Origin of the sequence: Streptomyces sp. NBC_00057 (assembly GCF_045041165.1) — a bacterium.
Lineage (GTDB): Bacteria > Actinomycetota > Actinomycetes > Streptomycetales > Streptomycetaceae > Streptomyces.
In genome coordinates this window covers 2,842,308-2,864,161 of sequence record NZ_CP108256.1, presented here as the reverse complement: position 1 = coordinate 2,864,161, position 21,854 = coordinate 2,842,308, and the positions used below count along the sequence as shown (strand labels likewise).

At 69.9% G+C, this 21,854-nt stretch carries 17 protein-coding genes and 2 pseudogenes; 16 read left to right on the top strand and 3 right to left on the bottom strand.

The window, feature by feature from the left end; all coding sequences use genetic code 11:
- Nucleotides 1–21 precede the first annotated feature (21 nt).
- A complete protein-coding gene (locus OG953_RS13230; RefSeq protein ID WP_405684335.1) occupies nucleotides 22–609 on the top strand; it encodes a TetR/AcrR family transcriptional regulator in 588 nt (195 codons plus the stop codon).
- 127 nt (nucleotides 610–736) lie between these two features.
- Here the strand turns inward: OG953_RS13230 and OG953_RS13225 are convergent, their stop codons facing one another.
- Nucleotides 737–1,879 carry a PucR family transcriptional regulator gene (locus tag OG953_RS13225; protein WP_405684333.1) on the bottom strand — a complete coding sequence of 381 codons (1,143 nt, stop codon included), beginning with the start codon at nucleotides 1,877–1,879 and terminating at the stop codon, nucleotides 737–739.
- A gap of 178 nt (nucleotides 1,880–2,057) precedes the next feature.
- Here OG953_RS13225 and OG953_RS13220 point away from each other — a divergent pair, with 178 nt between their 5' ends.
- Both OG953_RS13220 and pruA read left to right on the top strand, forming a co-directional pair.
- Nucleotides 2,058–2,984: a proline dehydrogenase family protein gene (locus OG953_RS13220; protein WP_405684332.1), complete on the top strand. Its 927-nt coding sequence runs from the start codon at nucleotides 2,058–2,060 to the stop codon at nucleotides 2,982–2,984.
- 47 nt (nucleotides 2,985–3,031) lie between these two features.
- Nucleotides 3,032–4,663 (top strand): L-glutamate gamma-semialdehyde dehydrogenase, encoded by a 1,632-nt coding sequence (gene pruA, locus OG953_RS13215; protein ID WP_405684331.1) that lies wholly within the window; start codon nucleotides 3,032–3,034, stop codon nucleotides 4,661–4,663.
- Nucleotides 4,664–4,764: 101 nt separating this feature from the next.
- Here the strand turns inward: pruA and OG953_RS13210 are convergent, their stop codons facing one another.
- Nucleotides 4,765–5,235 carry a DUF1877 family protein gene (locus OG953_RS13210; RefSeq protein WP_405684329.1) on the bottom strand — a complete coding sequence of 157 codons (471 nt, stop codon included), beginning with the start codon at nucleotides 5,233–5,235 and terminating at the stop codon, nucleotides 4,765–4,767.
- A 428-nt stretch (nucleotides 5,236–5,663) separates the two neighbouring features.
- Between OG953_RS13210 and OG953_RS13205 the strand changes: the two are divergent.
- Together OG953_RS13205 and OG953_RS13200 are read left to right on the top strand one after the other, a co-directional pair.
- Nucleotides 5,664–6,116: pseudogene (locus OG953_RS13205) on the top strand (LysR family transcriptional regulator substrate-binding protein); the annotation flags it as partial.
- A 184-nt stretch (nucleotides 6,117–6,300) separates the two neighbouring features.
- Nucleotides 6,301–6,429 carry a hypothetical protein gene (locus tag OG953_RS13200; RefSeq protein WP_093772350.1) on the top strand — a complete coding sequence of 43 codons (129 nt, stop codon included), beginning with the start codon at nucleotides 6,301–6,303 and terminating at the stop codon, nucleotides 6,427–6,429.
- A 118-nt stretch (nucleotides 6,430–6,547) separates the two neighbouring features.
- Here the strand turns inward: OG953_RS13200 and OG953_RS13195 are convergent.
- Nucleotides 6,548–7,021: pseudogene (locus tag OG953_RS13195) on the bottom strand (fibronectin type III domain-containing protein); the annotation flags it as partial.
- 84 nt (nucleotides 7,022–7,105) lie between these two features.
- On the opposite strand from OG953_RS13195, the gene OG953_RS13190 reads away from it, so the two are divergent.
- From OG953_RS13190 to OG953_RS13140, 11 genes are all read left to right on the top strand, one after another.
- The gene (locus OG953_RS13190) at nucleotides 7,106–8,182 is read left to right on the top strand and encodes a 3-isopropylmalate dehydrogenase (protein WP_405684327.1); all 1,077 of its coding nucleotides are present in this window, start codon (nucleotides 7,106–7,108) and stop codon (nucleotides 8,180–8,182) included.
- A gap of 240 nt (nucleotides 8,183–8,422) precedes the next feature.
- The gene (locus tag OG953_RS13185) at nucleotides 8,423–9,511 is read left to right on the top strand and encodes a branched-chain amino acid aminotransferase (protein ID WP_405684325.1); all 1,089 of its coding nucleotides are present in this window, start codon (nucleotides 8,423–8,425) and stop codon (nucleotides 9,509–9,511) included.
- 178 nt (nucleotides 9,512–9,689) lie between these two features.
- Nucleotides 9,690–10,370, top strand: a complete 681-nt coding sequence (gene ureA, locus OG953_RS13180; RefSeq protein WP_266357642.1) for an urease subunit gamma — start codon at nucleotides 9,690–9,692, stop codon at nucleotides 10,368–10,370.
- Complete coding sequence (locus OG953_RS13175) at nucleotides 10,367–12,055, top strand: urease subunit alpha (RefSeq protein ID WP_405684323.1); 1,689 nt, start codon at nucleotides 10,367–10,369, stop codon at nucleotides 12,053–12,055. Before ureA ends, OG953_RS13175 begins: the two co-directional genes overlap by 4 nt.
- Nucleotides 12,056–12,074: 19 nt before the next feature.
- Nucleotides 12,075–13,088, top strand: a complete 1,014-nt coding sequence (locus tag OG953_RS13170; protein WP_405684321.1) for an agmatine/peptidylarginine deiminase — start codon at nucleotides 12,075–12,077, stop codon at nucleotides 13,086–13,088.
- A gap of 3 nt (nucleotides 13,089–13,091) precedes the next feature.
- Nucleotides 13,092–13,715: a TetR/AcrR family transcriptional regulator gene (locus tag OG953_RS13165; RefSeq protein WP_405684319.1), complete on the top strand. Its 624-nt coding sequence runs from the start codon at nucleotides 13,092–13,094 to the stop codon at nucleotides 13,713–13,715.
- 81 nt (nucleotides 13,716–13,796) lie between these two features.
- Nucleotides 13,797–15,137: an MFS transporter gene (locus tag OG953_RS13160; RefSeq protein ID WP_405684318.1), complete on the top strand. Its 1,341-nt coding sequence runs from the start codon at nucleotides 13,797–13,799 to the stop codon at nucleotides 15,135–15,137.
- 278 nt (nucleotides 15,138–15,415) lie between these two features.
- The gene (gene cimA, locus OG953_RS13155) at nucleotides 15,416–17,023 is read left to right on the top strand and encodes a citramalate synthase (RefSeq protein ID WP_405684317.1); all 1,608 of its coding nucleotides are present in this window, start codon (nucleotides 15,416–15,418) and stop codon (nucleotides 17,021–17,023) included.
- 308 nt (nucleotides 17,024–17,331) lie between these two features.
- Nucleotides 17,332–17,484, top strand: coding sequence for a hypothetical protein (locus OG953_RS13150; protein ID WP_405692456.1), 153 nt, complete (start codon nucleotides 17,332–17,334; stop codon nucleotides 17,482–17,484).
- Nucleotides 17,485–17,493: 9 nt separating this feature from the next.
- A complete protein-coding gene (locus tag OG953_RS13145; RefSeq protein WP_405684315.1) occupies nucleotides 17,494–18,864 on the top strand; it encodes a hypothetical protein in 1,371 nt (456 codons plus the stop codon).
- Nucleotides 18,865–19,028: 164 nt separating this feature from the next.
- On the top strand, nucleotides 19,029–21,716 hold the full coding sequence (locus OG953_RS13140) for a SpoIIE family protein phosphatase (protein WP_405684313.1): 2,688 nt from the start codon (nucleotides 19,029–19,031) through the stop codon (nucleotides 21,714–21,716).
- The last annotated feature ends 138 nt before the right edge of the window (nucleotides 21,717–21,854 follow it).

Here is a 21,854-nt window from a genome sequence, read left to right as displayed (position 1 = left end):
CATGCCGGGTACGCTGCTTTCATGGGACACCGTGAGGATCTGCTCGAAGGCGCCAAGCGCTGCCTGCTGGAGAAGGGATACGCCCGGACGACGGCGCGCGACATCGTGGCCGCCTCCGGTACGAACCTCGCCTCCATCGGCTACCACTACGGCTCCAAGGAGGCCCTGCTCAACCTCGCCTTCCTCAAGGTGACGGAGGAGTGGGGCGATGCGCTCACCGAGCGGCCGGACGTGGACGCGGACGGCGGCGACGGGTCCCGGTCGCCGCTCGACCAGTTCCGCGACGCCTGGGAGCGGGTGATCGACAGCTATGGGAAGACCCGGTCCGTCTGGCAGCTCCAGATGGAGGTCGTCTCCCGGATCGACCAGGACCCGGAGCTGCAGAAGGCCCTGGCGGGCCCGCAGCGCGAGGGGCGTGACGGGCTCGCCGAGAACATGCTCGGCATCGACCCGGAGACGGACCCGGAGAAAGCGCGGGTGGCCGGGCTGTTCTGCCAGGCGCTGCTCGCGGGTGTGATGGTGCAGTGGCTGATGGACAGTGAATCGGCGCCGTCCGCGCAGGATCTGACGGACGGTCTGAAGGCGGTGCTCGAAGGGCGGGTGCGGTAGGAAGGGCCTGGAGTCGGAGTCCAAGTCGGGGCGAGCGCCCGGGGCCGGGGCGACGGCTCCGTCCTCGAACGCCGGGCGGCCTGATGGGGGCTCTCGGATGCGTCCAGCTCGGTGGCGGCGTGCGGGATCAGAGTCGCGCGCCCTTGAGTGCCATATGCAGCAACAGTCGGTCCTCGCCGTCGTTGAGATCGAGGCCGGTGAGCCGCTGGACCCGGGAGAGCCGGTAGTAGAGCGTCTGGCGGTGGATGCCGAGTGCGGTGGCCGTACGGGACGCCTGGCCCGCGCAGTCGAGGAACACCTCGGCGGTGCGGGCCAGATCCTTGTGCGGCGGGGTGAGCAGGGCGCGGACCGCGGGATCCGCGGCTGCTTCTGCGGGGAGCGCGGTCAGCAGCCGGTACGGGCCGATCGCCGACCACTCGGCGACCGGGCCGAAGCGGGACTCGGCCGCCGCCGCGCGGGCCGCGGCCGACGCCTCGTGCCAGGCCTCGGCCAGGTCCGCCAGGCCCCGGCGGGGCACCGCGACCCCGGCGGTGCCGTACCCGCCCGCGGAGGAACGCAGCCGGTCCGCGGCGGTGAGCGCCGGGTCGAGGACATCGCTGGAGCGCAGCCGGATCAGCGCGGCCAGCGAGGGGCCCCCGACGGCCCCGGGGGCCGGGACCGAGGTCAGTGCCGATGCCGAGGACACCGTACGGACCGATGGTGGATCGTCGGTCCACGGGGTCACGCACACCACCGTGTGCAGGCCCTTCGCGTCCCGGCCCAGTGCCTCGTCCAGCGCGGCCACCGCCATGTCGCGCTGCCAGCCCCGCCCGGCTGTGAGGACCGCACCGAACTCCCGGGACAGATCCGTGCCCGCCCGCGCCTCGTCGGAGAGCAGCCCCCCGATCCGGGCCGCCACCTCCATCGCCGCCCTCAGCTGCTCGTCGGTCGGCCCGGGGTCCGCGTCGAGCAGCCATACGTAACCGAGCACGACACCCCGATGGCGTACCGGCAGACAGATGCGGCCCCGGAACACCCCGGCCTCCGGGGCGGCCGGAATGCGGACCGGGCCGGTGGCGCGGGCGATGCCGAAGCCCTCGAACCAGGAGCGGACCGCGGGCGTGGAGCGCCTGGTCAGGATCGAGCGGGTGCGGACCGGGTCCATCGCCGTGTCGTCGTCGCTGTCGTGGGCGCCGAAGGCGACCAGGCCGAAGTCCCGGTTCTCCAGCGTCGCGGGGGCGCCGAGCAGCCCGGAGATCTCGTCGACCAGCTCCTGGTAATCGCCCTTCACCCGGCCATTCTCGCACCCCTTCAGACATATGTCTGAGATCCCGGGAATGGATGCGTGACAGCTGTCGATGGCACACCATCGGAGGGATCCTTAGATTTCACGGTGGTTCTCCGTGCTGTACCGCTCTGTCCTTATCTGCCGGTACGGCCTTCGTTCGTACTTTCCGTGGAGGTGCCCCGTGCTGGGTCCCGTGATTCTCGCCGCGTCCCGCAGCGACAAGATGCGCCGTTTCATCTCGGCCGCACCTGGCACCAAGCAGGTCGTCGACCGGTTCATCGCCGGTGAGACCGTCGACCAGGTCGTCCCGATCATCGAGGACGCCGCCGGCAAGGGCCTCGAAGTCACCCTCGACGTGGTCGGCGAGGACATCACCACCCCCGAGCAGGCCGCCGCCGCCCGCGATGCCTACCTCGAACTGATCGAGCGCCTCAAGGACCTGGGCCTGGGCACCAAGGCCGAGATGTCCGTCAAGCTCTCCATGTTCGGCCAAGCGCTGGACGGCGGCCACGAGCTGGCGCTCGCCAACGTCCGCCCGGTCGTCGAGGCCGCCGCCGCGATCGGCACCACGGTCACGCTGGACGCCGAGGACCACACCACCCTCGATTCGATGTTCGCCATCCACGAGGAGCTGCGGAAGGACTTCCCGCAGACCGGCTGTGTGATCCAGGCGTATCTGTTCCGCACCGAGGAGGACGCCCGCCGCCTGGCCGCCGTCGGCAGCCGCGTCCGCATCGTGAAGGGCGCCTACAAGGAGCCCGCCTCCGTCGCGTACCAGGACAAGGCCGAGATCGACAAGGCGTACGTCCGCATCCTGAAGACCCTGATGGAGGGCGAGGGCTACCCGATGATCGGGTCGCACGACCCGCGTCTGATCGCCATCGCCCAGGAGCTGGCCCGGAAGGCCGGGCGCAAGCTGGACGAGTACGAGTTCCAGATGCTGTACGGCATCCGCAGCGACGAGCACATCCGGCTCGCGGCCGAGGGCCACCGGATGCGCGTGTACACCGCGTACGGCACCGACTGGTACGGCTACTTCATGCGCCGCCTCGCGGAGAAGCCGGCGAACCTGCTGTTCTTCGGCCGCTCCATCCTCACCAAGGGCTGACCTGCCCGGCTGACCCCCACCCCCTGACACAAGGAGACAAGGCACTCATGGACGCTGTTACTCAGGTCCCCGCGCCGGTCAACGAGCCGGTCCACTCCTACGCCCCGGGTTCCCCGGAGCGTGCCCGCCTGGAGGCGAAGCTCAAGGAGCTCAGCCAGAACCCGATCGACCTTCCGATGACCATCGGTGGCGAGAAGCGGATGGGCGGCGGCGAGCGCTTCGACGTCGTACAGCCGCACAACCACAAGGCCGTCATCGGTACGTTCGCCGGCGCCACGCAGCAGGACGCCCAGGACGCGATCGACGCCGCGCTGGCCGCCGCCCCGGCCTGGCGCGCAATGTCCTTCGACGACCGCGCCGCGATCATCCTGCGCGCCGCCGAGCTGCTGTCCGGCCCCTGGCGCGAGACGCTGGCCGCATCCACGATGCTCGGCCAGTCGAAGACCGCACAGCAGGCCGAGATCGACACTCCCTGTGAGCTCGTCGACTTCTGGCGCTTCAACGTGCACTACGCGCGCCAGATTCTGGCCGAGCAGCCCCCGGCCAACTCGCCGGGCGTGTGGAACCGCATGGACCACCGCCCGCTGGAGGGCTTCGTCTACGCGATCACGCCGTTCAACTTCACGGCCATCGCGGGCAACCTGCCCACCGCCCCCGCCCTCATGGGCAACGTCGTGGTGTGGAAGCCGTCCCCGACGCAGACCCACGCCGCCGTGCTGCTGATGCAGCTCCTGGAAGAGGCGGGTCTGCCCAAGGGCGTCATCAACCTGGTGACCGGTGACGGCATCGCCGTCTCCGAGGTGGCCCTGAACCACCGCGACCTGGCCGGTATCCACTTCACCGGTTCGACCCCCACCTTCCAGCACCTGTGGAAGACGGTCGGCAACAACATCGCCAACTACCGCACCTACCCGCGGCTCGTCGGCGAGACCGGTGGCAAGGACTTCGTCGTCGCCCACCCGTCGGCCGACCACGCCGTGCTGAAGACCGCGCTCACCCGTGGCTCCTTCGAGTTCCAGGGCCAGAAGTGCTCGGCTTCCTCCCGTGCGTACGTCCCGGCCTCCATCTGGAACTCCGGTTTCAAGGAGAAGTTCGCGGCAGAGGTCGACTCCATCACCATGGGTGACGTCACCGACCTGTCGAACTTCATCGGTGCCGTCATCGACGAGCGCTCGTTCGCCAAGAACAAGGCCGCGATCGACCGGGCCAAGTCCGACCCGTCCTGCACGATCATCGCGGGCGGCACGTACGACGACTCGGTGGGCTACTTCGTCCGCCCGACCGTCATCGAGTGCAGCGACCCTTCGAGCGAGGTCTTCACGACCGAGTACTTCGGCCCGATCCTCGCCGTGCACGTCTACGAGGACGGCAAGTACGACGAGATGCTGGAGCAGATGGAGTCGGTCTCCGACTACGCGCTGACCGGTTCCGTCATCGCGGGCGACCGCGCCGCGGCCGCGCACACGATGGAGAAGCTGCGGTACGCCGCGGGCAACTTCTACATCAACGACAAGTCGACCGGTGCCGTCGTCGGCCAGCAGCCCTTCGGTGGCGGCCGTGCCTCGGGTACGAACGACAAGGCGGGCGCCCCGCAGAACCTGCAGCGGTGGACCCTGACCCGGGCCATCAAGGAGACGCTGGTTCCGCCGACCGACTACACCTACCCCCACCAGGGCTGACGCCCCCCGGGGCGCCGCACCCCCGGCGCCCCGCCACGATTTCCGCCTCCCGCCCGGTTCCCCTGCCGGCCGGGAGGCGGTTTCCATTCCGGGGCCGTCCCTCAGTAAAGGAACCGCTTCACTACCGCGTCGCCCGCCTCCGCGGCCCGCCCGTAGAAGTCCAGCACCTGCCGGTAGTGGTGGGCGAAGACATCGCGGACCTCGGGCTCCGGCCAGCCCCAGTGCGCGCCGACGCCCCCGGCGGCCGCGCGCCACAGCTTGTCGAACGGATGGCGGCGGAGGAACTCCGCCGCCTCCCGCACCCCCGCGGCCTCCAGAGTCACCGATGGCGCCTCGATTCCGGCCGGGTCCTCGTGGACGGTCCCGCCGAAGACCGGGAGCTCGCAACTGCTGCGGCCGGGCGGTGCGGTGAGGCACAACTTGTGCACCTCGGAGAAATCCTTGGAGATGTGCAGATCCGTCTCCAGGAGGTCGAGCTCGTCGTCCGTGTCACCGAAGACCGCCGTCACCCCGGCGAAGTCCTGCGGCAGCCCGGCTGCTGGAACGGCCCGTGCCTGCATGCTGAAGCTCATGGTCGTCCCCTCCCGCCGGGCCGTTGTCCGCAGGCCCCCCCGCTCATGAACAGTAGGGGCACCCACTGACAACGGCCCGGGCCGACAGGTGAGCCGGTGGGCCAGAGGCTGCGGTCCGCTACCGGTTCAGCCGTCGCACGAGGTGCGGCCCGGGGCCCAGCGGCAGGCCACCGCGGCGAAGCCGCCGTCGGCAACCCCATCCATCGCCGTACAGGGAAGGCGCGGGGTGGAGCGGCTACCGGGCGAGGAGGGCAGCACGTATGTCCGCGGTGCGGCCGGCCGCGTGCTGCCGCCCGCGTCCGGGACGCTGATCTTCGACTGGCGGGACGGGGACGTGCTGTGATCGCGCGGTGGCCCCCCGGAGGACCGCCGCCGGGGATGTCCGGCGCCCCGGGGACGGGTTCCCCCGCACCGAAGGAGCTGGCGCACCGAAGGAGCTGGTCGGGGGAGTGCTGATGGAGGAGGAGTGCGCGCTGGTGTGCCCCGCCGGCCATCCGGCGCCGCGGACGCTCCCGCTGGTGGACCGGGCGGAGAGCTGCTCCTCGTACACCCGCGACTGGTGGGCCGCACAGGAGTGGATCCCGCGTGCGACGGTCGAGGCCGAGGACGACGGAGCGGTGCTCTCGATGGTGTCCCGTGGACTCGGCATGGCGATCAAGCCGGAGCTGTCACTCGAAGGAGCACCGGACACGGTCGAGATCACGGCTCTCGGGTCGGAGCGGCCGACGCGTTCGGTCGGCTGCGTCACCACCCCTGAGCAGGCGCAATCGCTCGCTGTCCGGGCCCTGATCCGGGGACTGAGGGCGGGCGGCCGTAAACCTCCGTCTCAGATAGTAGGAAGTCCGAGTAATTGTGCAGACAGACCGGCCGAGCTGTCCTAGCTTTGTAGAAGCCGAACGTCTCGCTAGATCCAGCGACTGGCGGTCGTGAGTGTGCGCCCCTGTGCAGGCAACCCCTGCGGCGCCCGCTCCCCGCCCCTTCCGGCGCCTCGATATCCCGATCTCGAAATCACGTTCACGATTTTTCGATCTCGAAATCCTCGCGATCTCAAGGAGTCGATCCACCATGGCCGAGACGACTGTCCGCCGAGTCCGCCACACCCACCGTCCGACCGAGTCGGAGCGCCAGAATGCCGCCGCCGCCCTGCAGCGGGCCCTGGACCGCAGGGACAACGGCGGCTCCACGGGCCACTGAGAACGGTCGGCCGCGGCTGATCTCGAAGTGGTCGATGCGCTCGCCCGACTCGGCGAGTGCGGTGACCTTCATCCGGGCGTGCCGGATCCAGCCAGCGCGTCTGCCTGCCGTCGCCGATCCCGAAGTTGGCCGGGATCTCGGGGTTCTGGCCCAGGATCAACTGGTCGTTGCCCAGCGCGTGGTAGCTGACGCACTGGTCTCCGAAGGCGGTGAGGGTGAAGGTCTCGGCGTGCGAGGGCGCGGTGGTGAAGGTGCCGAGCGTGCCCAGGTTGCGGGTGTCGGCGGGGTCGAAGCCGTCGTGGCCGACGCCGTAGTAGTACGTCGTGCCGGGCTGTAGTCGCTCCAGGCTCGCGTGTACGTAGAACTGTTCGGCCGCCGCGATCTTGCCCCCGTTCAGCTCGGGGGTGGTGAGGAGGCGCACCTCGGCGTCGATCCTGCGGCTCAACGCCCACGGTTTGTGGCCGATCCGGATGTACGGCCGCTTCACGGCGAACGAAACCTGCCAGGAGACCGCCATCTGCGTCCTCGGGTCGGCGCCGTACGCCAGGTGCCGGCCGAACGGCGCAACCAGCGAACCATCCAGCTGGGTGGACGTGTGGCGCGAGTCGCAGCTCCTCGTGTGTCCGTATCGTGGACGCAACGTGTCATGGTGTGGGACGCGCAGTAAGGTGCGGACATGTCTCGCAGCATCAATCTCGCAGTGATCCCTGGTGACGGTATCGGCCAGGAGGTAGTGGCTCAGGGCCTCAAGGTCCTCAATGCTGTTCTCCCGCAGGATGTGAAGCTGGAGACCAAGGAGTTCGACTTCGGCGCCAAGCGCTACCACGCGACCGGTGAGACCCTCACCGACGCGGATGTCCAGGCGCTCAAGCAGCACGACGCAATCCTGCTCGGCGCGATCGGTGACCCCTCGGTTCCGTCCGGCGTCCTGGAGCGCGGCTTCCTGCTGAAGCTCCGTTTCCTCTTCGACCACCATGTGAACCTGCGGCCGTCGAAGCTCCTCCCGGGTGTCGCGACCCCGCTCAAGGGTCAGCCGGAGATCGACTTCGTCGTGGTCCGCGAGGGCACCGAGGGCCCGTACACCGGTAATGGCGGTTCGATCCGCACCGGCACCCCGCATGAGGTCGCCACCGAGGTCTCGGTCAACACCGCCTTCGGCGTCGAGCGTGTGGTCCGTGACGCCTTCGCCCGCGCCCAGGCGCGCCCGCGCAAGAAGCTGACGCTGGTCCACAAGAACAACGTGCTGACCTACGCCGGGCACCTGTGGACCAACATCTTCGACAAGGTCGCGGCCGAGTTCCCGGACGTCACCACCGACTACCTGCACGTGGACGCGGCGACGATCTTCCTCGTCACGCAGCCCGAGCGCTTCGACGTGATCGTCACCGACAACCTCTTCGGCGACATCATCACCGACCTCGCGGCGGCCGTCTCCGGCGGCATCGGCGTCGCGGCCTCGGGCAACATCAACCCGAGCGGCGAGTTCCCCTCGATGTTCGAGCCGGTCCACGGCTCCGCCCCGGACATCGCGGGCCAGGGCAAGGCCGATCCCACGGCCGCGATCCTCTCCGTCGCCCTTCTGCTGCGCCACCTCGGCTACGAGGCCGAGGCCGTGCGCATCGAGGACGCCGTCTCCGCCGACCTCGCGGAGCGAGGGGGGCACCTCCCAGGCCCTTCAGGCTCTGGGGGAGGCACGACGACTCGTACCACCGACCAGATCGGCGACGCGCTCGCGGTACGCGTAGCGAGCTGACCCGACGACTCCATTTTCGAAGCCGCCGGGTCGCAACCGCACCCGGCGGCTTCTCCTATGCGGTCCCGGGTGCCACCATCGACCACTGGACCGCATTCACGTCATTTCGTGCACGGCCACCCGGGAGCGATAATCGAACGGGGCCGTGGCTCGCGGTGAAGCTCGGACGTCCTAGCACCTGTCTGACAGGAGCGGCGTGAGCGCGGTCCAACACACACAAACGGTGAAGGACACGCACACATGACGACGCCCACGATCGAGCTCAAGCCCTCCTCGAACCCGCTGTCCGACGCGGAGCGCGAGGCGATCCTGGTCAAGCCCGGATTCGGCCGCTACTTCACCGATCACATGGTGACGATCCGGTGGACCGAGGGCCGCGGCTGGCACGACGGCCAGCTCGTCCCCTACGGCCCGCTCTCCCTCGACCCCGCGACCACGGTCCTGCACTACGCGCAGGAGATCTTCGAGGGCCTCAAGGCCTACCGCCGGCCCGACGGCTCCGTCGCCACGTTCCGCCCCGAGGCGAACGCCAAGCGTTTCCAGGCATCGGCGCACCGGCTGGCCATGCCGGAACTGCCCGTCGAGACGTTCATCGAGGCGTGCGACGTGCTGGTCCAGCAGGACAAGGCATGGGTTCCGGCGCACGGCGGCGAGGAGTCGCTCTACCTGCGCCCGTTCATGATCGCGACCGAGGTCGGCCTCGGTGTGAAGCCCGCCAACGAGTACCTCTTCGTCGTCATCGCCTCGCCCGCCGGTGCCTACTTCCCCGGTGGCGTCAAGCCGGTCTCCATCTGGCTCTCCGAGGACCGCGTCCGCGCCGTCCCCGGCGGCATGGGCGACGCCAAGACCGGCGGCAACTACGCGGCGTCCCTCCTCGCCCAGGCAGAGGCCGCGGCGAAGGGCTGCGACCAGGTTGCCTACCTCGACGCGGTCGAGCACAAGTGGGTCGAGGAACTCGGCGGCATGAACCTGTACTTCGTGTACGGGAACAAGATCATCACCCCGGCCCTGACCGGCTCCCTGCTCGCCGGCGTCACCCGTGACTCGCTGCTCAAGGTCGCCCGCGACCTCGGCTACGAGTCCGAGGAGGGCCGCGTCTCCATCGACCAGTGGCGCGACGACACCGCGAACGGCACCCTCACCGAGGTCTTCGCCTGTGGCACGGCCGCCGTCATCACCCCCGTCGGCACCGTCAAGTCCGCGGGCGGCGAGTGGACCCAGAGCGAGGGTGCGCCCGGCGAGGTCACGCTGAAGCTGCGCGAGCGCCTGCTGGACATCCAGCGCGGCGTTGCCGAGGACACCCACGGCTGGATGCACCCGCTCGGCTAGGACCTGGTCCGTTCCTGTCGTATGCGCGAAGGCCGCGCCCGGTTTCTGCCGGGCGCGGCCTTCGTCGTGTCCCGAACCGTCGGCACGGTTGGAGCATCGCTCAAAAGTGACGAGGTCGAGCTTTAGGTTTCCGCCGATCCACGGTTAGAGTGCTGCTCTAAACAGGAGGTGTGCGGGCGTGCGACTGACCCCGACGGAACGTGACCGGCTGCTGCTCTTCGGCGCCGCCGAACTGGCCCGGGCCCGCCGCGCCCGAGGGCTGAAGCTCAATGTCCCCGAGGCGACCGCTCTGATCGCGGACACGGTCTGTGAGGCCGCCCGCGACGGGCGCAGGCTCGCCGAGGCCATCGAGGCCGCACGGTCCGTGCTCGGTCCCGACGATGTCCTTCCGGGGGTCGCCGATGTGGTCACCGAAGTCCATGTGGAGGCCGTCTTCGACGACGGTTCGCGACTCGCCGTGGTCTCCCGGCCGCTGGGCGGCGGGCTCGGCGACGACGCTCCCGGGGCCGTCGTCCCCGGTCCCGCCACGCCCGAGCCGGAACCGGCGGCGCGCCTGGCGGTCCGCAACACCGCGACCGTGCCGGTCTCCGTGACGTCGCACTTCCACTTCTTCGAGGCCAACCCGCGGCTCGACTTCGACCGGGCGGCGGCATACGGGATGCGGCTCTGCGTTCCCGCCGGGTCCTCCGTCCGCTTCGGGCCGGGTGAGTCGGTCGAGGTGGGGCTGGTGCCCATCGGCGGAGACCGGATCGCCATCGGGTTCGCCGGACTGGTCGACGGACCGCTCGACGCGCCCGGCGCACGCGAAGAGGCCCTGCGGCGCGCGGTGGCATGCGGATACCTGGGAGCAGAGCGATGAGCATCGATCGTCACGAGTACGCCTCCGTGCACGGCCCGCGTGCCGGGGACCGGGTCAGGCTCGGTGACTCCGGGCTGACCGTCCGCGTCGAGTCGGACGCACAGCAGTACGGCGAGGAGTTCCTCGCCGGATTCGGCAAGACCGCCCGCGACGGGTTGCATCTCAAGGCCGCCGCCGTCCGGGACACCTGCGATGTCGTCATCAGCAATGTGCTGGTCATCGACGCCGTGCAGGGCATCCGCAAGGTGTCGATCGGTATCCGTGAGGGCCGGATCTCGGCGATCGGGCGGGCCGGCAACCCGGACACCCTCGACGGCGTCGACGTCGTCGTCGGCACGGGGACGTCGATCGTTTCCGGCGAGGGGATGATCGCGACGGCGGGCGCTGTCGACACCCATGTCCATCTGCTCTCGCCGCGGATCATGGAGGCATCGCTCGCCTCCGGTGTCACCACGATCATCGGCCAGGAGTTCGGCCCGGTCTGGGGCGTCGGCGTCAACTCGCCCTGGGCCCTGCGCCATGCCTTCAACGCGTTCGACGCCTGGCCGGTCAACATCGGCTTCCTGGGACGCGGTTCGTCCTCCCACGAGGCGCCGCTGGTCGAGGCGCTCGCGGAGGGCGGGGCCTGCGGCTTCAAGGTCCACGAGGACATGGGCGCCCACACCCGCGCCCTGGACACCGCACTGCGGGTCGCCGAGGAACACGACGTCCAGGTCGCCCTGCACAGCGACGGGCTGAACGAGTGCCTGTCGGTCGAGGACACCCTGCGTGTCCTCGAAGGCCGCACGATCCACGCCTTCCACATCGAGGGCTGCGGCGGCGGACACGTCCCCAACGTCCTCAAGATGGCGGGCGTCGAGAACGTCATCGGTTCGTCCACCAATCCGACGCTGCCCTTCGGCAGGGACGCCGTCGCCGAGCACTACGGGATGATCGTCTCCGTACACGACCTCAAGACGGACCTGCCGGGCGACGCCGCCATGGCCCGCGACCGCATCCGCGCCGGAACGATGGGCGCCGAGGACGTCCTGCACGACCTGGGCGCCATCGGCATCACGTCCTCCGACGCACAGGGCATGGGACGGGCCGGTGAGACGGTACGCCGCACCTTCGCGATGGCCGGGAAGATGAAGGCCGAGCTCGGCCCGATGGACGGCGACGGCCCCGCGGACGACAACGCCCGGGTGCTGCGCTACATCGCCAAGCTCACCATCAACCCCGCCATCGCCCACGGCCTCGCGCACGAGGTCGGCTCCATCGAGACCGGGAAGCTCGCCGACATCGTGCTGTGGCGGCCCGAGTTCTTCGGTGCGAAGCCGCAGCTCGTGCTGAAGTCCGGCTTTCCGGCGTACGGGGTCACGGGCGACCCGAACGCCGCCACCGACACCTGCGAACCCCTGGTCCTCGGACCGCAGTTCGGGGCGTACGGAGCCACTGCGGCCGATCTCTCCGTGGCCTTCGTCTCGCAGGCCGCGACCCACCTCGGTGCTGACCTGATGCCCACGCGCCGGCGCCGTGTCGCAGTGCGCGGCACCCGCGGCATCGGCCCCGGCGACCTCGTCCACAACTCCCGTACCGGAGAAGTCGCGGTGGACGCCCACAGCGGTCTGGTCACCCTGGACGGCGACCCGCTGCGCTCCGAGCCCGCCGACTCCGTCTCCCTCAACCGCCTCTACTTCCTCTGACACCTTTCAAGGACGCTTCATGACCTTTCGTATGCCGCCCGAGTGGGCCCCGCACGAACGCACCTGGATGGCCTGGCCGGGCCCCAACCCCACCTTCGACACCGACGCCGAACTGGACGAGGCCCGCAGTGCCTGGGCCACCGTCGCCCGCGCCGTCCGCCGCTTCGAACCCGTCACGATGGTCGTCGGCCCGGGCCAGGAGGACAGCGCCCGCGCCCTTCTCGGCCCGGACATCGAGCTGGCCGTCCGCCCGCTCGACGACGCCTGGATGCGCGACATCGGTCCCACCTTCGTCAGTGACGGGCGTCAACTAGCCGCCGTCGACTGGACGTTCAACGGTTGGGGCGCCCAGGGGTGGGCCCGCTGGGAGCACGACCAGCACATCGCCCGCTCCGTCGCCGAGCTCGCGGCCCTCCCCGTACACAGCTCCACGCTCGTCAACGAGGGCGGCGCCATCCATGTCGACGGCGAGGGCACCGTCCTGCTCACCGAGACCGTCCAGCTCGGCAAGGAACGCAACCCCGACTGGACCCGCGAGCAGGTCGAGACCGAGATCCACGCCAGGCTCGGCACCGAGAAGGCCATCTGGCTGCCTCGCGGACTGGCCGGTGACTACGGCACGTACGGCACCCTCGGTCATGTCGACATCGTCGCCGCCTTCGCCCGCCCCGGCACCGTCGTCGCCCATGTCCAGCCGGACCCGGCCCACCCCGACCACGAGATCACCCGTGAGACCGTCCGCATCCTGCGCGCCGCCACCGACGCCAGGGGCCGCTCCCTGAACGTGGTGGAGGTCCCCGCGCCCACCGTGCTGAAGGCCGACGGGGAGTGGGTCGACTACTCCTACATCAACCATTACCTCTGCAACGACGGCGTGGTTCTCTGCGCCTTCGACGACCCGCGCGACAAGAAGGCGGCGGCGATCTTCGGTGAGCTGTTCCCCGACCGTACGGTGACACTCGTCGACGCCCGTACGATCTTTGCCGGCGGTGGAGGCATCCACTGCATCACGCAGCAGCAGCCGAAGGTCTGAACCGTGCCCCCCGCTCCACGCCGTCGCAACACCGCCCCGCCCCGCGAGGAACTGCTGGCCGCCGCCATGGCCACCATCGCCGAACGGGGCCTCGACGGCCTCACCATGGCTGGGCTCGGCCATGAGGTCTCCATGAGCAGCGGACACCTCCTCTACTACTTCCGCACCAAGGACGAGCTGCTGCTCCAGACCCTGGAGTGGAGCGAGGGCCGGCTCGGCGCGCAGCGGCGCACCCTGCTGTCCGGTCGGGCGACGGTCCGCGAACGGCTCGACGCGTACATCGATCTGTACCTCCCCGACGGCCACCGCGATCCGCACTGGACGCTCTGGCTGGAGGTCTGGAACCGCTCGCAGAACGCCGACGACGACGCACGCGCCCGGCAGGCCGCGATCGAGGGCGCCTGGCACCGCGACCTGGTGGCGCTGCTGGCGGAGGGCGCCTCGCGCGGGGAGTTCCGTACCGTCGACGCCGAACGGTTCGCGACCCGGCTGCGCGCCCTGCTCGACGGGTTCAGCGTCCATGTCGCGGTCGGCATCCCCGGCACCAGCCGCTCCCAAGTCCTCGACCAGGTAAGAGAGTTCATCGACGACTCGCTCACCGCCCCGGAGCGGCCCGCTCTGCCGTGAACCAAACGCACTCACGTACGCGTGATCGTTGCCCGTTGCGGCCTTGTCACGTTCCCGGCTGTTCGGGCACGGTGGCGGACCATGGGACGAGAGCAGTGGAAGAAAATCTGGGTCGGCTCCGCCGGCAACATGGTCGAGTGGTTCGACTGGTTCGTGTACGCGACCTTCGCCGTCTACTTCGCGGATTCGTTCTTCCCCGAAGGCAACGAGACCGCCAACCTCATGAACACCATGGGCATCTTCGCCGTCGGCTTCTTCATGAGGCCGGTCGGTGGCTGGATGCTCGGCCGGATCGGTGACCGCAGAGGACGCAAGGCCGCGCTCACCCTCACCGTCACCCTCATGTCGGCCTCCGCGGTCCTCATCGCCATCGCGCCGACGTACGACGTCGCGGGATACGGCGGTGTCGCCGTCCTGCTGGTGGCCCGGCTGCTGCAGGGCCTCAGCGTCGGGGGCGAGTACGCCGCCAGCGCCACCTACCTGACCGAGGCGTCCGCGCCCCACCGGCGCGGCTTCGCCTCCAGCTTCCAGTACGTGTCCATGACCGCGGGACAGCTCATCGGCCTCGGCCTCCAGATCATCCTGCAGCGCAACATGTCCGACGCGGCCCTGCACAGCTGGGGCTGGCGCATCCCGTTCATCGTCGGTGCGCTCGGTGCCGCGATCGTCTTCTATCTGCGCCGCTCGATGCTGGAGACCGAGGTGTACGCGGAGTCCGGCGCCGCCGAGCAGGAGGACCGCGGCACGCTGAAGGCGCTGTGGCAGCACAAGCGCGAGGCGTTCCTGGTGATGGCGCTGACCATGGGCGGGACCGTCGCGTACTACACGTACACGACCTATCTCACCAAGTTCCTCTCCAGGAGCGCCGGCATGGAGAAGTCCACCGCCTCGCTCGTCAGCTTCTGCGCCCTGTTCGTCTTCATGTGCATCCAGCCGCCGGCCGGACTGCTCTCCGACCGGATCGGCCGCCGCCCGCTGCTGATCACCTTCGCCGTCGGCTCGACCTTCCTGACCGTGCCGATCATGACGATGCTCAAGCACGCGGGCACCTTCTGGCCCGCGTTCGGCCTGGCGCTCCTCGCCCTGGTCGTCGTCACCGGGTACACCTCGATCAACGCCTGTGTGAAGGCCGAGCTCTTCCCGACCGGCATCCGCGCTCTGGGCGTCGCCCTTCCGTACGCCATCGCCAACGCGCTCTTCGGCGGTACCGCCGAGTACGTGGCGCTCTGGTTCAAGAAGTCGGGCGTCGAGTCCGGCTTCTACTGGTACGTGGCGGGTTGCGCCGCGGTCTCCCTGGTCGTCTACCTGACCATGCGCGAGACCCGCGACATCGACCTCGGCCGGGTCGGTGCCGACCGGAAGCCAGGGCAGGCGGCCCCGGCGGAGTCGTCCGGAGCGACGAGCGTGACGCCCGCATCCTGAGACGGGCCACGGCACGGAGGCAACCCTGTGCAAGACTGCCTCCGTGCCCTCGTTCGTCATGATTATTGGCAACAGGCGCGCCGGTCCGCAGTGACCGTCCCGTATCACCATGTGCGGCACGGCCACCGTGCCCCAGACCAGCGCGCAGACCTCTCGCACCCGCGAGGGGTTTTTTCGTTTTCCGGCCCTCACCTCGGCCGGGGCGAGGCGCGCGGGATGATGGGGGCAAGTGGAGCCAGATCGTCCGGATCCGCTCATCCGACAGGAGTCCTACCAGCATGACCACCAAGGCCAAGGCCACCGACGACAGTTTCCATGTCTTCGACACCACACTGCGCGACGGGGCCCAGCGTGAAGGCATCAACCTGACGGTCGCGGACAAGCTGACCATTGCGCGGCACCTGGACAACTTCGGCGTGGGCTTCATCGAGGGCGGCTGGCCCGGCGCCAACCCCCGGGACACCGAGTTCTTCGCCCGCGCCCAGCAGGAGATCGAGTTCAAGAACGCCGAGCTGGTCGCCTTCGGCGCGACCCGCAGGGCCGGTGGCAAGGCCGCCGAGGACCACCAGGTCAAGGCGCTGCTGGATTCCGGTGCCCCCGTGATCACGCTGGTCGCCAAGTCCCACGACCGCCATGTGGAACTCGCCCTGCGCACCACCCTCGAAGAGAACCTGGAGATGGTCCGCGACACCGTCTCCTTCCTCCGTGAGCAGGGCCGCCGGGTCTTCGTCGACTGCGAGCACTTCTTCGACGGCTACCGCGCCAACCCCGAGTACGCCAAGGCCGTTGTCCGCGCCGCCTCCGAGGCCGGCGCCGATGTGGTCATCCTCTGCGACACCAACGGCGGGATGCTCCCGGCCCAGGTCCAGGCCGTCGTCTCCACCGTTCTCGCCGACACCGGCGCCCGGCTCGGCATCCACGCCCAGGACGACACCGGCTGCGCGGTCGCCAACACCCTGGCTGCCGTCGACGCGGGCGCCACCCACGTCCAGTGCACGGCCAACGGCTACGGCGAGCGGGTCGGCAACGCCAACCTCTTCCCCGTCGTCGCCGCCCTGGAACTCAAGTACGGCAAGACCGTCCTGCCCGAGGGCGCACTCGCCGACATGACCCGCGTGTCGCACGCGATCGCCGAGGTCGTCAACCTGACGCCCTCCACCCACCAGCCCTATGTGGGTGTTTCCGCCTTCGCCCACAAGGCCGGACTGCACGCCTCCGCGATCAAGGTCGACCCCGATCTGTACCAGCACATCGACCCCGCGCTGGTCGGCAACACCATGCGGATGCTCGTCTCCGACATGGCGGGCCGCGCCTCCATCGAGCTCAAGGGCAAGGAGCTCGGCATCGACCTCGGCGGCGACCGCGAACTCGTCGGCCGGGTCGTCGAGCGCGTCAAGGAGCGCGAGCTCAAGGGCTACACGTACGAGGCCGCCGACGCCTCCTTCGAACTGCTGCTGCGCGCCGAGGCCGAGGGCCGGGCACGCCGCTACTTCCGCACCGAGTCCTGGCGCGCCATCGTCGAGGACCGCCCCGACGGCACGCACGCCAACGAGGCGACCGTGAAGCTCTGGGCCAAGGGCGAGCGCATCGTCGCCACCGCAGAGGGCAACGGACCGGTCAACGCACTCGACCGGGCGCTGCGTGTCGCGCTGGAGCGGATCTACCCGCAGCTCGCCAAGCTGGAACTGGTCGACTACAAGGTCCGCATCCTCGAAGGCCGCACCGGCACCGAGTCCACCACCCGAGTCCTCATCACCACGGGCGACGGCGACGGCGACTGGGCGACGGTCGGCGTCGCGGAGAACGTCATCGCGGCGTCCTGGCAGGCGCTGGAGGACGCCTACACGTACGGGTTGCTACGGGCCGGGATCGAGCCGACGGAGTAATGCGGTTGGTCCTCGATCGCCGGACGGGCCGGAAGGCGAGCCCGTCCGGCGATCCAGGCGGGCGGCGTAATCGGCGGCCCGGTTGCAGGCGCGCAGAGTCGCCCCCAGCGCCGCCGCCTGCTCGGGCGACGGAGTCACGCCTCGCTGAGAGCGCTCTGGCTCGCCACCGCCGTGGTAGCGCCGGCCGCCGGTTGCTCGTCCGCCAACTCGGTTGCCGACAAAGGGGGCGGCGCCTCCGGCGTGCTGACCCTGGGCAAGCCGGACGGACCGCAGACCAACAGAAGACCGGCGGGAAGCTGACCGCCGCGGTGTCCAAGCCGTTCGCCGACGCGGACCATCTGCTGCTCACCGGCGACCTCACCGGTGCGGTGGCGAAGCTGCAGGAGGCGTACCGGGCCGCGCAGTCCCGTGAAGAGGAGGCCCAGGTGGGTGGTGGCGCACGCGCCGCCCACCTGGGTTAGCTTCGATATATGCGGAACAGGCTGTTCCCGACCTTGTTGGCCGGCCTGCTGCTGATTCTCTCGGTGGCCGTGCTCGCCATGGCACCCGTTGCGCCCACAGCGGTCGGTGCATCCACCATCAATGATGTCGCGCAGGCGCTGCGCAGGAGCCCGGTGTACGTCGATCCGGCCGCCGCCGACCAGCTCTCCCCGGGCCAGGCGGCCGCCCTGTCGAGGAAGATCAAGGACGCCGACAAGCCTGTGTTCGTGGCGGTGCTGCCGCGGACCTCGGCATTCCCCGAGCAGAACCTGCTCACCACCCTGCGCACCGACACCGGCATCACCGGCGTCTACGCGGTCCGCCTCGGCAACGGGTTCAACGCGGGCGCCGACCCCCGGGTGATGTCCACCCGAGCGGTCCAGAACCTCACCGCCGCCGTGAAGACACCCGGCACGGACACCGACGCCGCGACCCAGCTGAACGCCTTTGTCGACCGGGCCGTCGAGCAGGCCCGGGGCAGCGCCCCCGCCTCCTGGGGCGGCTCCTTTGCCGGCGACGGATCATCGTCCACCGTCGGACTGATCACGGTCGGCGCGATCCTGGTGCTGGGCGGCGGCACGGCCTACACGATCTTCCGGCGCAACCGGAAGCGCAAGGAGGCCGAGGAGCGGGCCGCACTCGACAAGCTCCGGGTCGTCGTGGACGAGGACATCACCGCGTACGGCGAAACCCTGGACCGGCTCGACTTCCACCCCGCCGAGCGGGGCGCCGACGACAGCATGCGCGCCGACTACGAGCGGGCACTCGACTCCTACGAGAGCGCCAAAACCCGCATGTCAAAGGCCCAGCACCCGTCCGACGTGCGCGGGGTCACCCAGGCCCTGGAGGACGGCCGCTTCTCCCTCGCCGTCCTGGAGGCCCGCCGCAAAGGCGCTGAACCGCCCGCCCGCCGCCCGCCGTGCTTCTTCGACCCGCGCCACGGCCCCTCGGTCGCCGACGTCCGGTGGTCCCCGTCCGGCGGAACGGCCCGTGAGGTCCCGGTCTGCGCGGGGGACGAGATCCGGTTGCGCGAGGGCGAGGAGCCGCTCGGCCGCACCGTCGACACGGGCGACGGCCGCCACCGCCCGTACTGGGAGGCGGGCCCGGCGTACGGCCCCTGGGCGGGCGGCTACTTCGGCGGCGGTCTGCTCCCCGGCCTGCTGGTCGGCACACTGCTCGGCTCGGCGCTGTCGAGCCCGGCGTACGCGGCGGAGTACGGCGGCGGTGACTTCGGCTCCGGCGGCGACTGGAACGGCGGGGACTTCTCCGGCTCCGACTTCGACTCTTCGGGCTTCGACGGCGGAGGTTTCGGCGGCGGCGATCTCGGAGGCGGCGGCGGATTCGACGGAGGCGGGTTCTGAGCCGCTGACCGGCTATCCCTCGGGCAGGTGCGATTCATGCTAGACCTGAAGTTATGTCTGGTATCGGCCGATTCCGGGCGAGGTTGCGACGCTCCGTCCGGCGATCACATCGGCACGATGGGGGGCGCTCGGGCCAAGCCACCCTCGCGCCGCCCGGCCGGGACATGACCCACCGTTCCCCGGGCCGCGAACTGCTGTCCCTGTTCAGCCTGCGTACCGTGGCCGGCCAGGTCTTCTGCTTCGTGCTCGGGCTCGTACTCCTGCTCATCGCCGGCGGCGCGATCGCGCTGGTGCTGCAGGGTCGCAGCGACAGCCTGCAAGAGGCCCGGCTGCGCACACAGAGCGTGGCCGAGACATTCGCCCACTCGCCGGGGATCCTGCCGGCGCTGGACAGCAAGAATCCCACCGCCATCCTGCAGCCACGCGCGGAGCAGGTCCGTCGACAGACACATGTCGATTACGTCGTCGTGGCCAGCCCCCAGGGCATCCGCTACACCCACCCCAACCCCGCGCTGATCGGCAAGCACCTCATCGGCCCGTACGAAGAGGCACTGGCCGGCCATGGCTTCACCAAGAGCTTCTCCGGCAGCCAAGGGCCCTCGATCAACTCGGTGGTGCCCGTCAAGCGGCTCGACGGTTCGGTCGCCGGCGTGGTGTCCGTCGGGCTCACCGACAAGTCGGTGAACACCGTGGCCGGCCGGTCCATCCCGTTCAGCATCGCTGTCGCGGTCGCCGCCTTCGCGGTCACCGTGGGCGGCGCGGTGCTCTTGAGCAGACGGCTGCGCCGTCAGACACACGGGCTCGGACCGGCAGAGATGACCCGGATGTACGAGCACCACGACGCGGTGCTGCACGCGGTCCGCGAGGCCGTCCTCATCGTCGGGGCCGACCACCGGCTGACGCTGGTCAACGACGAGGCCCGCAGACTGCTCGCCCTTCCCCCGGATGCCGAGGGCCGCGCGATGACGGACCTCGGACTGGACCCGGAGACCGCGGAACTGCTCGCCTCCGGCCGGACGGTCACGGACGAGGTGCTGCGCGTCGGCAACCGGCTGCTGGCCGTCAACCTCCGGCCGGCGGGCGCGGACGGCGGGCCGCCCAGCACCGTGGCGACCCTGCGGGACACCACCGAGCTGCGCAAGGTCACGGGCAGGGCCGAACTCGTCCATGAACGCCTACTGCTCCTCTACGAGGCCGGTGCCCGGATCGGCACCACCCTCGACGTCAGCCGGACGGCCCAGGAGCTGGCGGATGTGGCGACTCCCGGTTTCGCCGACCTCACGAGCGTCGACCTCGCCGATCTCGCGCTCCCCGGGGATGAACCGACCACGCCGGACAGTGCCCCGCTGGACATGCGCCGTACCGCCATCGCCGCCACGGACCCGGACCAGCCCCTGTACTCGATCGGCCGACTGGTCGGATTCGTTCCCTCCAGGACCCGGGCCATGCGCGTGAACATCGACGAGGTCGGGCTGGGGTCCGAGGTGATCACGCAGCTGGGATGGCGGCACTGGGACCCCGAGCGGGCCACGAAGATCCTGGACTACGGATTCCACTCGGTGCTCTCCGTACCGCTGCACGCACGGGGCGTCATCCTGGGTCTGGTCAACTTCTGGCGCGCGGGCAATCCCGACCCGTTCGACGAAGACGACCAGTCCTTCGCCGAGGAACTGGTGGCCCGGGCGGCCGTCAGCGTGGACAATGCCCGCAGGTACACACACGAGCACGAAATGGCCGTGACGCTGCAACGCAGCCTGCTGCCCCGCGACCTGCCCGAGCAGAACGCCCTCGACGTGGCCCACCGCTACCTGCCGGCGCGGGCCGAGGTGGGCGGCGACTGGTTCGACGTGATCCCGCTGTCCGGCGCCCGGTTCGCACTGGTTGTCGGTGATGTGGTCGGACACGGGCTGCACGCCGCCGCCACCATGGGGCGGCTGCGCACCAGCATCCACAACTTCTCCGCGCTGGACTTCGCGCCCGACGAACTTCTCGGACATCTCGACGAACTGGTCAGCCGGATCGACCAGGACGAGGCGGCGGGCGGCGACGCCGAGATCGCCGGAGCCGGCTGCCTGTACGCGATCTACGACGCGGTCTCCGGAAACTGCTCGGTGGCCCGGGCAGGCCACCCCGGGCCCGTGCTGGTCCTCCCGGACGGCAGCGTCGAAGTTCCCGAGGTTCCGGTCGGTCTGCCCCTCGGTATCGGTGGCATGCCCTTCGAGGCGGCCGAGTTCCACGTACCCGAAGGGAGCCGTCTGGTCCTCTACACGGACGGTCTCGTCGACAGCCGCGACCGGGACATCGACGCCGGCCTGGAGCTGCTGCGCGCCACTCTCGCCGGTCGCGACCGGACACCGGAGGAGACCTGCGACGACGTGCTCGACGCGATGCTGTCCGGGCCGCCGACCGACGACGTCGCCCTTCTCGTGGCCCGCACCCGCACGCTCGATCCGAACCAGGTCGCGCAATGGGACGTGGCCACCGATCCGGCGGCCGTCGCCGGGGTCCGCAAGAACGTCGCCCAGTGGCTCACCGAGCGTGGCCTGGACGAGGAGGCGTTCACCACCGAGCTGATCCTGAGCGAACTGGTCACCAACGCGGTGCGCTACGGCACAGGACCGATCGAGGTCCGCCTGCTGTACGACCGCAACCTGATCTGCGAGGTGTCCGACACCAGCAACACCTCACCGCATCTGCGCTACGCGGCGACGACGGACGAGGGCGGCCGGGGACTGTTCCTCGTCGCCCAGTTCGCCGAACGCTGGGGCACCCGCTACACCGAGACGGGCAAGGTGATCTGGTCGGAGCAGACGGTCGGCGAATCGGGGGGAGAGGAGGAGGGATACGACTAGACCGATACCCGGTCCAGGCCCTCACGCCGTGACAAGGTCAAGAATTTGCCGCTTCGGCAAGGATATTTGCCGAAGCTGTGCTCCATCGCGGACGCTCTCCGGTGAACGGAGGTGCTTCTCATGAGCGGCATGAGCGAC

Coding starts and splice junctions, on each gene's coding strand:
- OG953_RS13230 (WP_405684335.1), top strand. CDS start 22: ATGGGACACCGTGAGGATCTGCTCGAAGGCGCCAAGCGCTGCCTGCTG.
- pruA (WP_405684331.1), top strand. CDS start 3,032: ATGGACGCTGTTACTCAGGTCCCCGCGCCGGTCAACGAGCCGGTCCAC.
- OG953_RS13210 (WP_405684329.1), bottom strand. CDS start 5,235: ATGAGCTTCAGCATGCAGGCACGGGCCGTTCCAGCAGCCGGGCTGCCG.
- OG953_RS13200 (WP_093772350.1), top strand. CDS start 6,301: ATGGCCGAGACGACTGTCCGCCGAGTCCGCCACACCCACCGTCCGACC.
- OG953_RS13190 (WP_405684327.1), top strand. CDS start 7,106: ATGTCTCGCAGCATCAATCTCGCAGTGATCCCTGGTGACGGTATCGGC.
- OG953_RS13185 (WP_405684325.1), top strand. CDS start 8,423: ATGACGACGCCCACGATCGAGCTCAAGCCCTCCTCGAACCCGCTGTCC.
- OG953_RS13175 (WP_405684323.1), top strand. CDS start 10,367: ATGAGCATCGATCGTCACGAGTACGCCTCCGTGCACGGCCCGCGTGCC.
- OG953_RS13170 (WP_405684321.1), top strand. CDS start 12,075: ATGACCTTTCGTATGCCGCCCGAGTGGGCCCCGCACGAACGCACCTGG.
- OG953_RS13160 (WP_405684318.1), top strand. CDS start 13,797: ATGGGACGAGAGCAGTGGAAGAAAATCTGGGTCGGCTCCGCCGGCAAC.
- cimA (WP_405684317.1), top strand. CDS start 15,416: ATGACCACCAAGGCCAAGGCCACCGACGACAGTTTCCATGTCTTCGAC.
- OG953_RS13145 (WP_405684315.1), top strand. CDS start 17,494: ATGCGGAACAGGCTGTTCCCGACCTTGTTGGCCGGCCTGCTGCTGATT.
- OG953_RS13140 (WP_405684313.1), top strand. CDS start 19,029: ATGACCCACCGTTCCCCGGGCCGCGAACTGCTGTCCCTGTTCAGCCTG.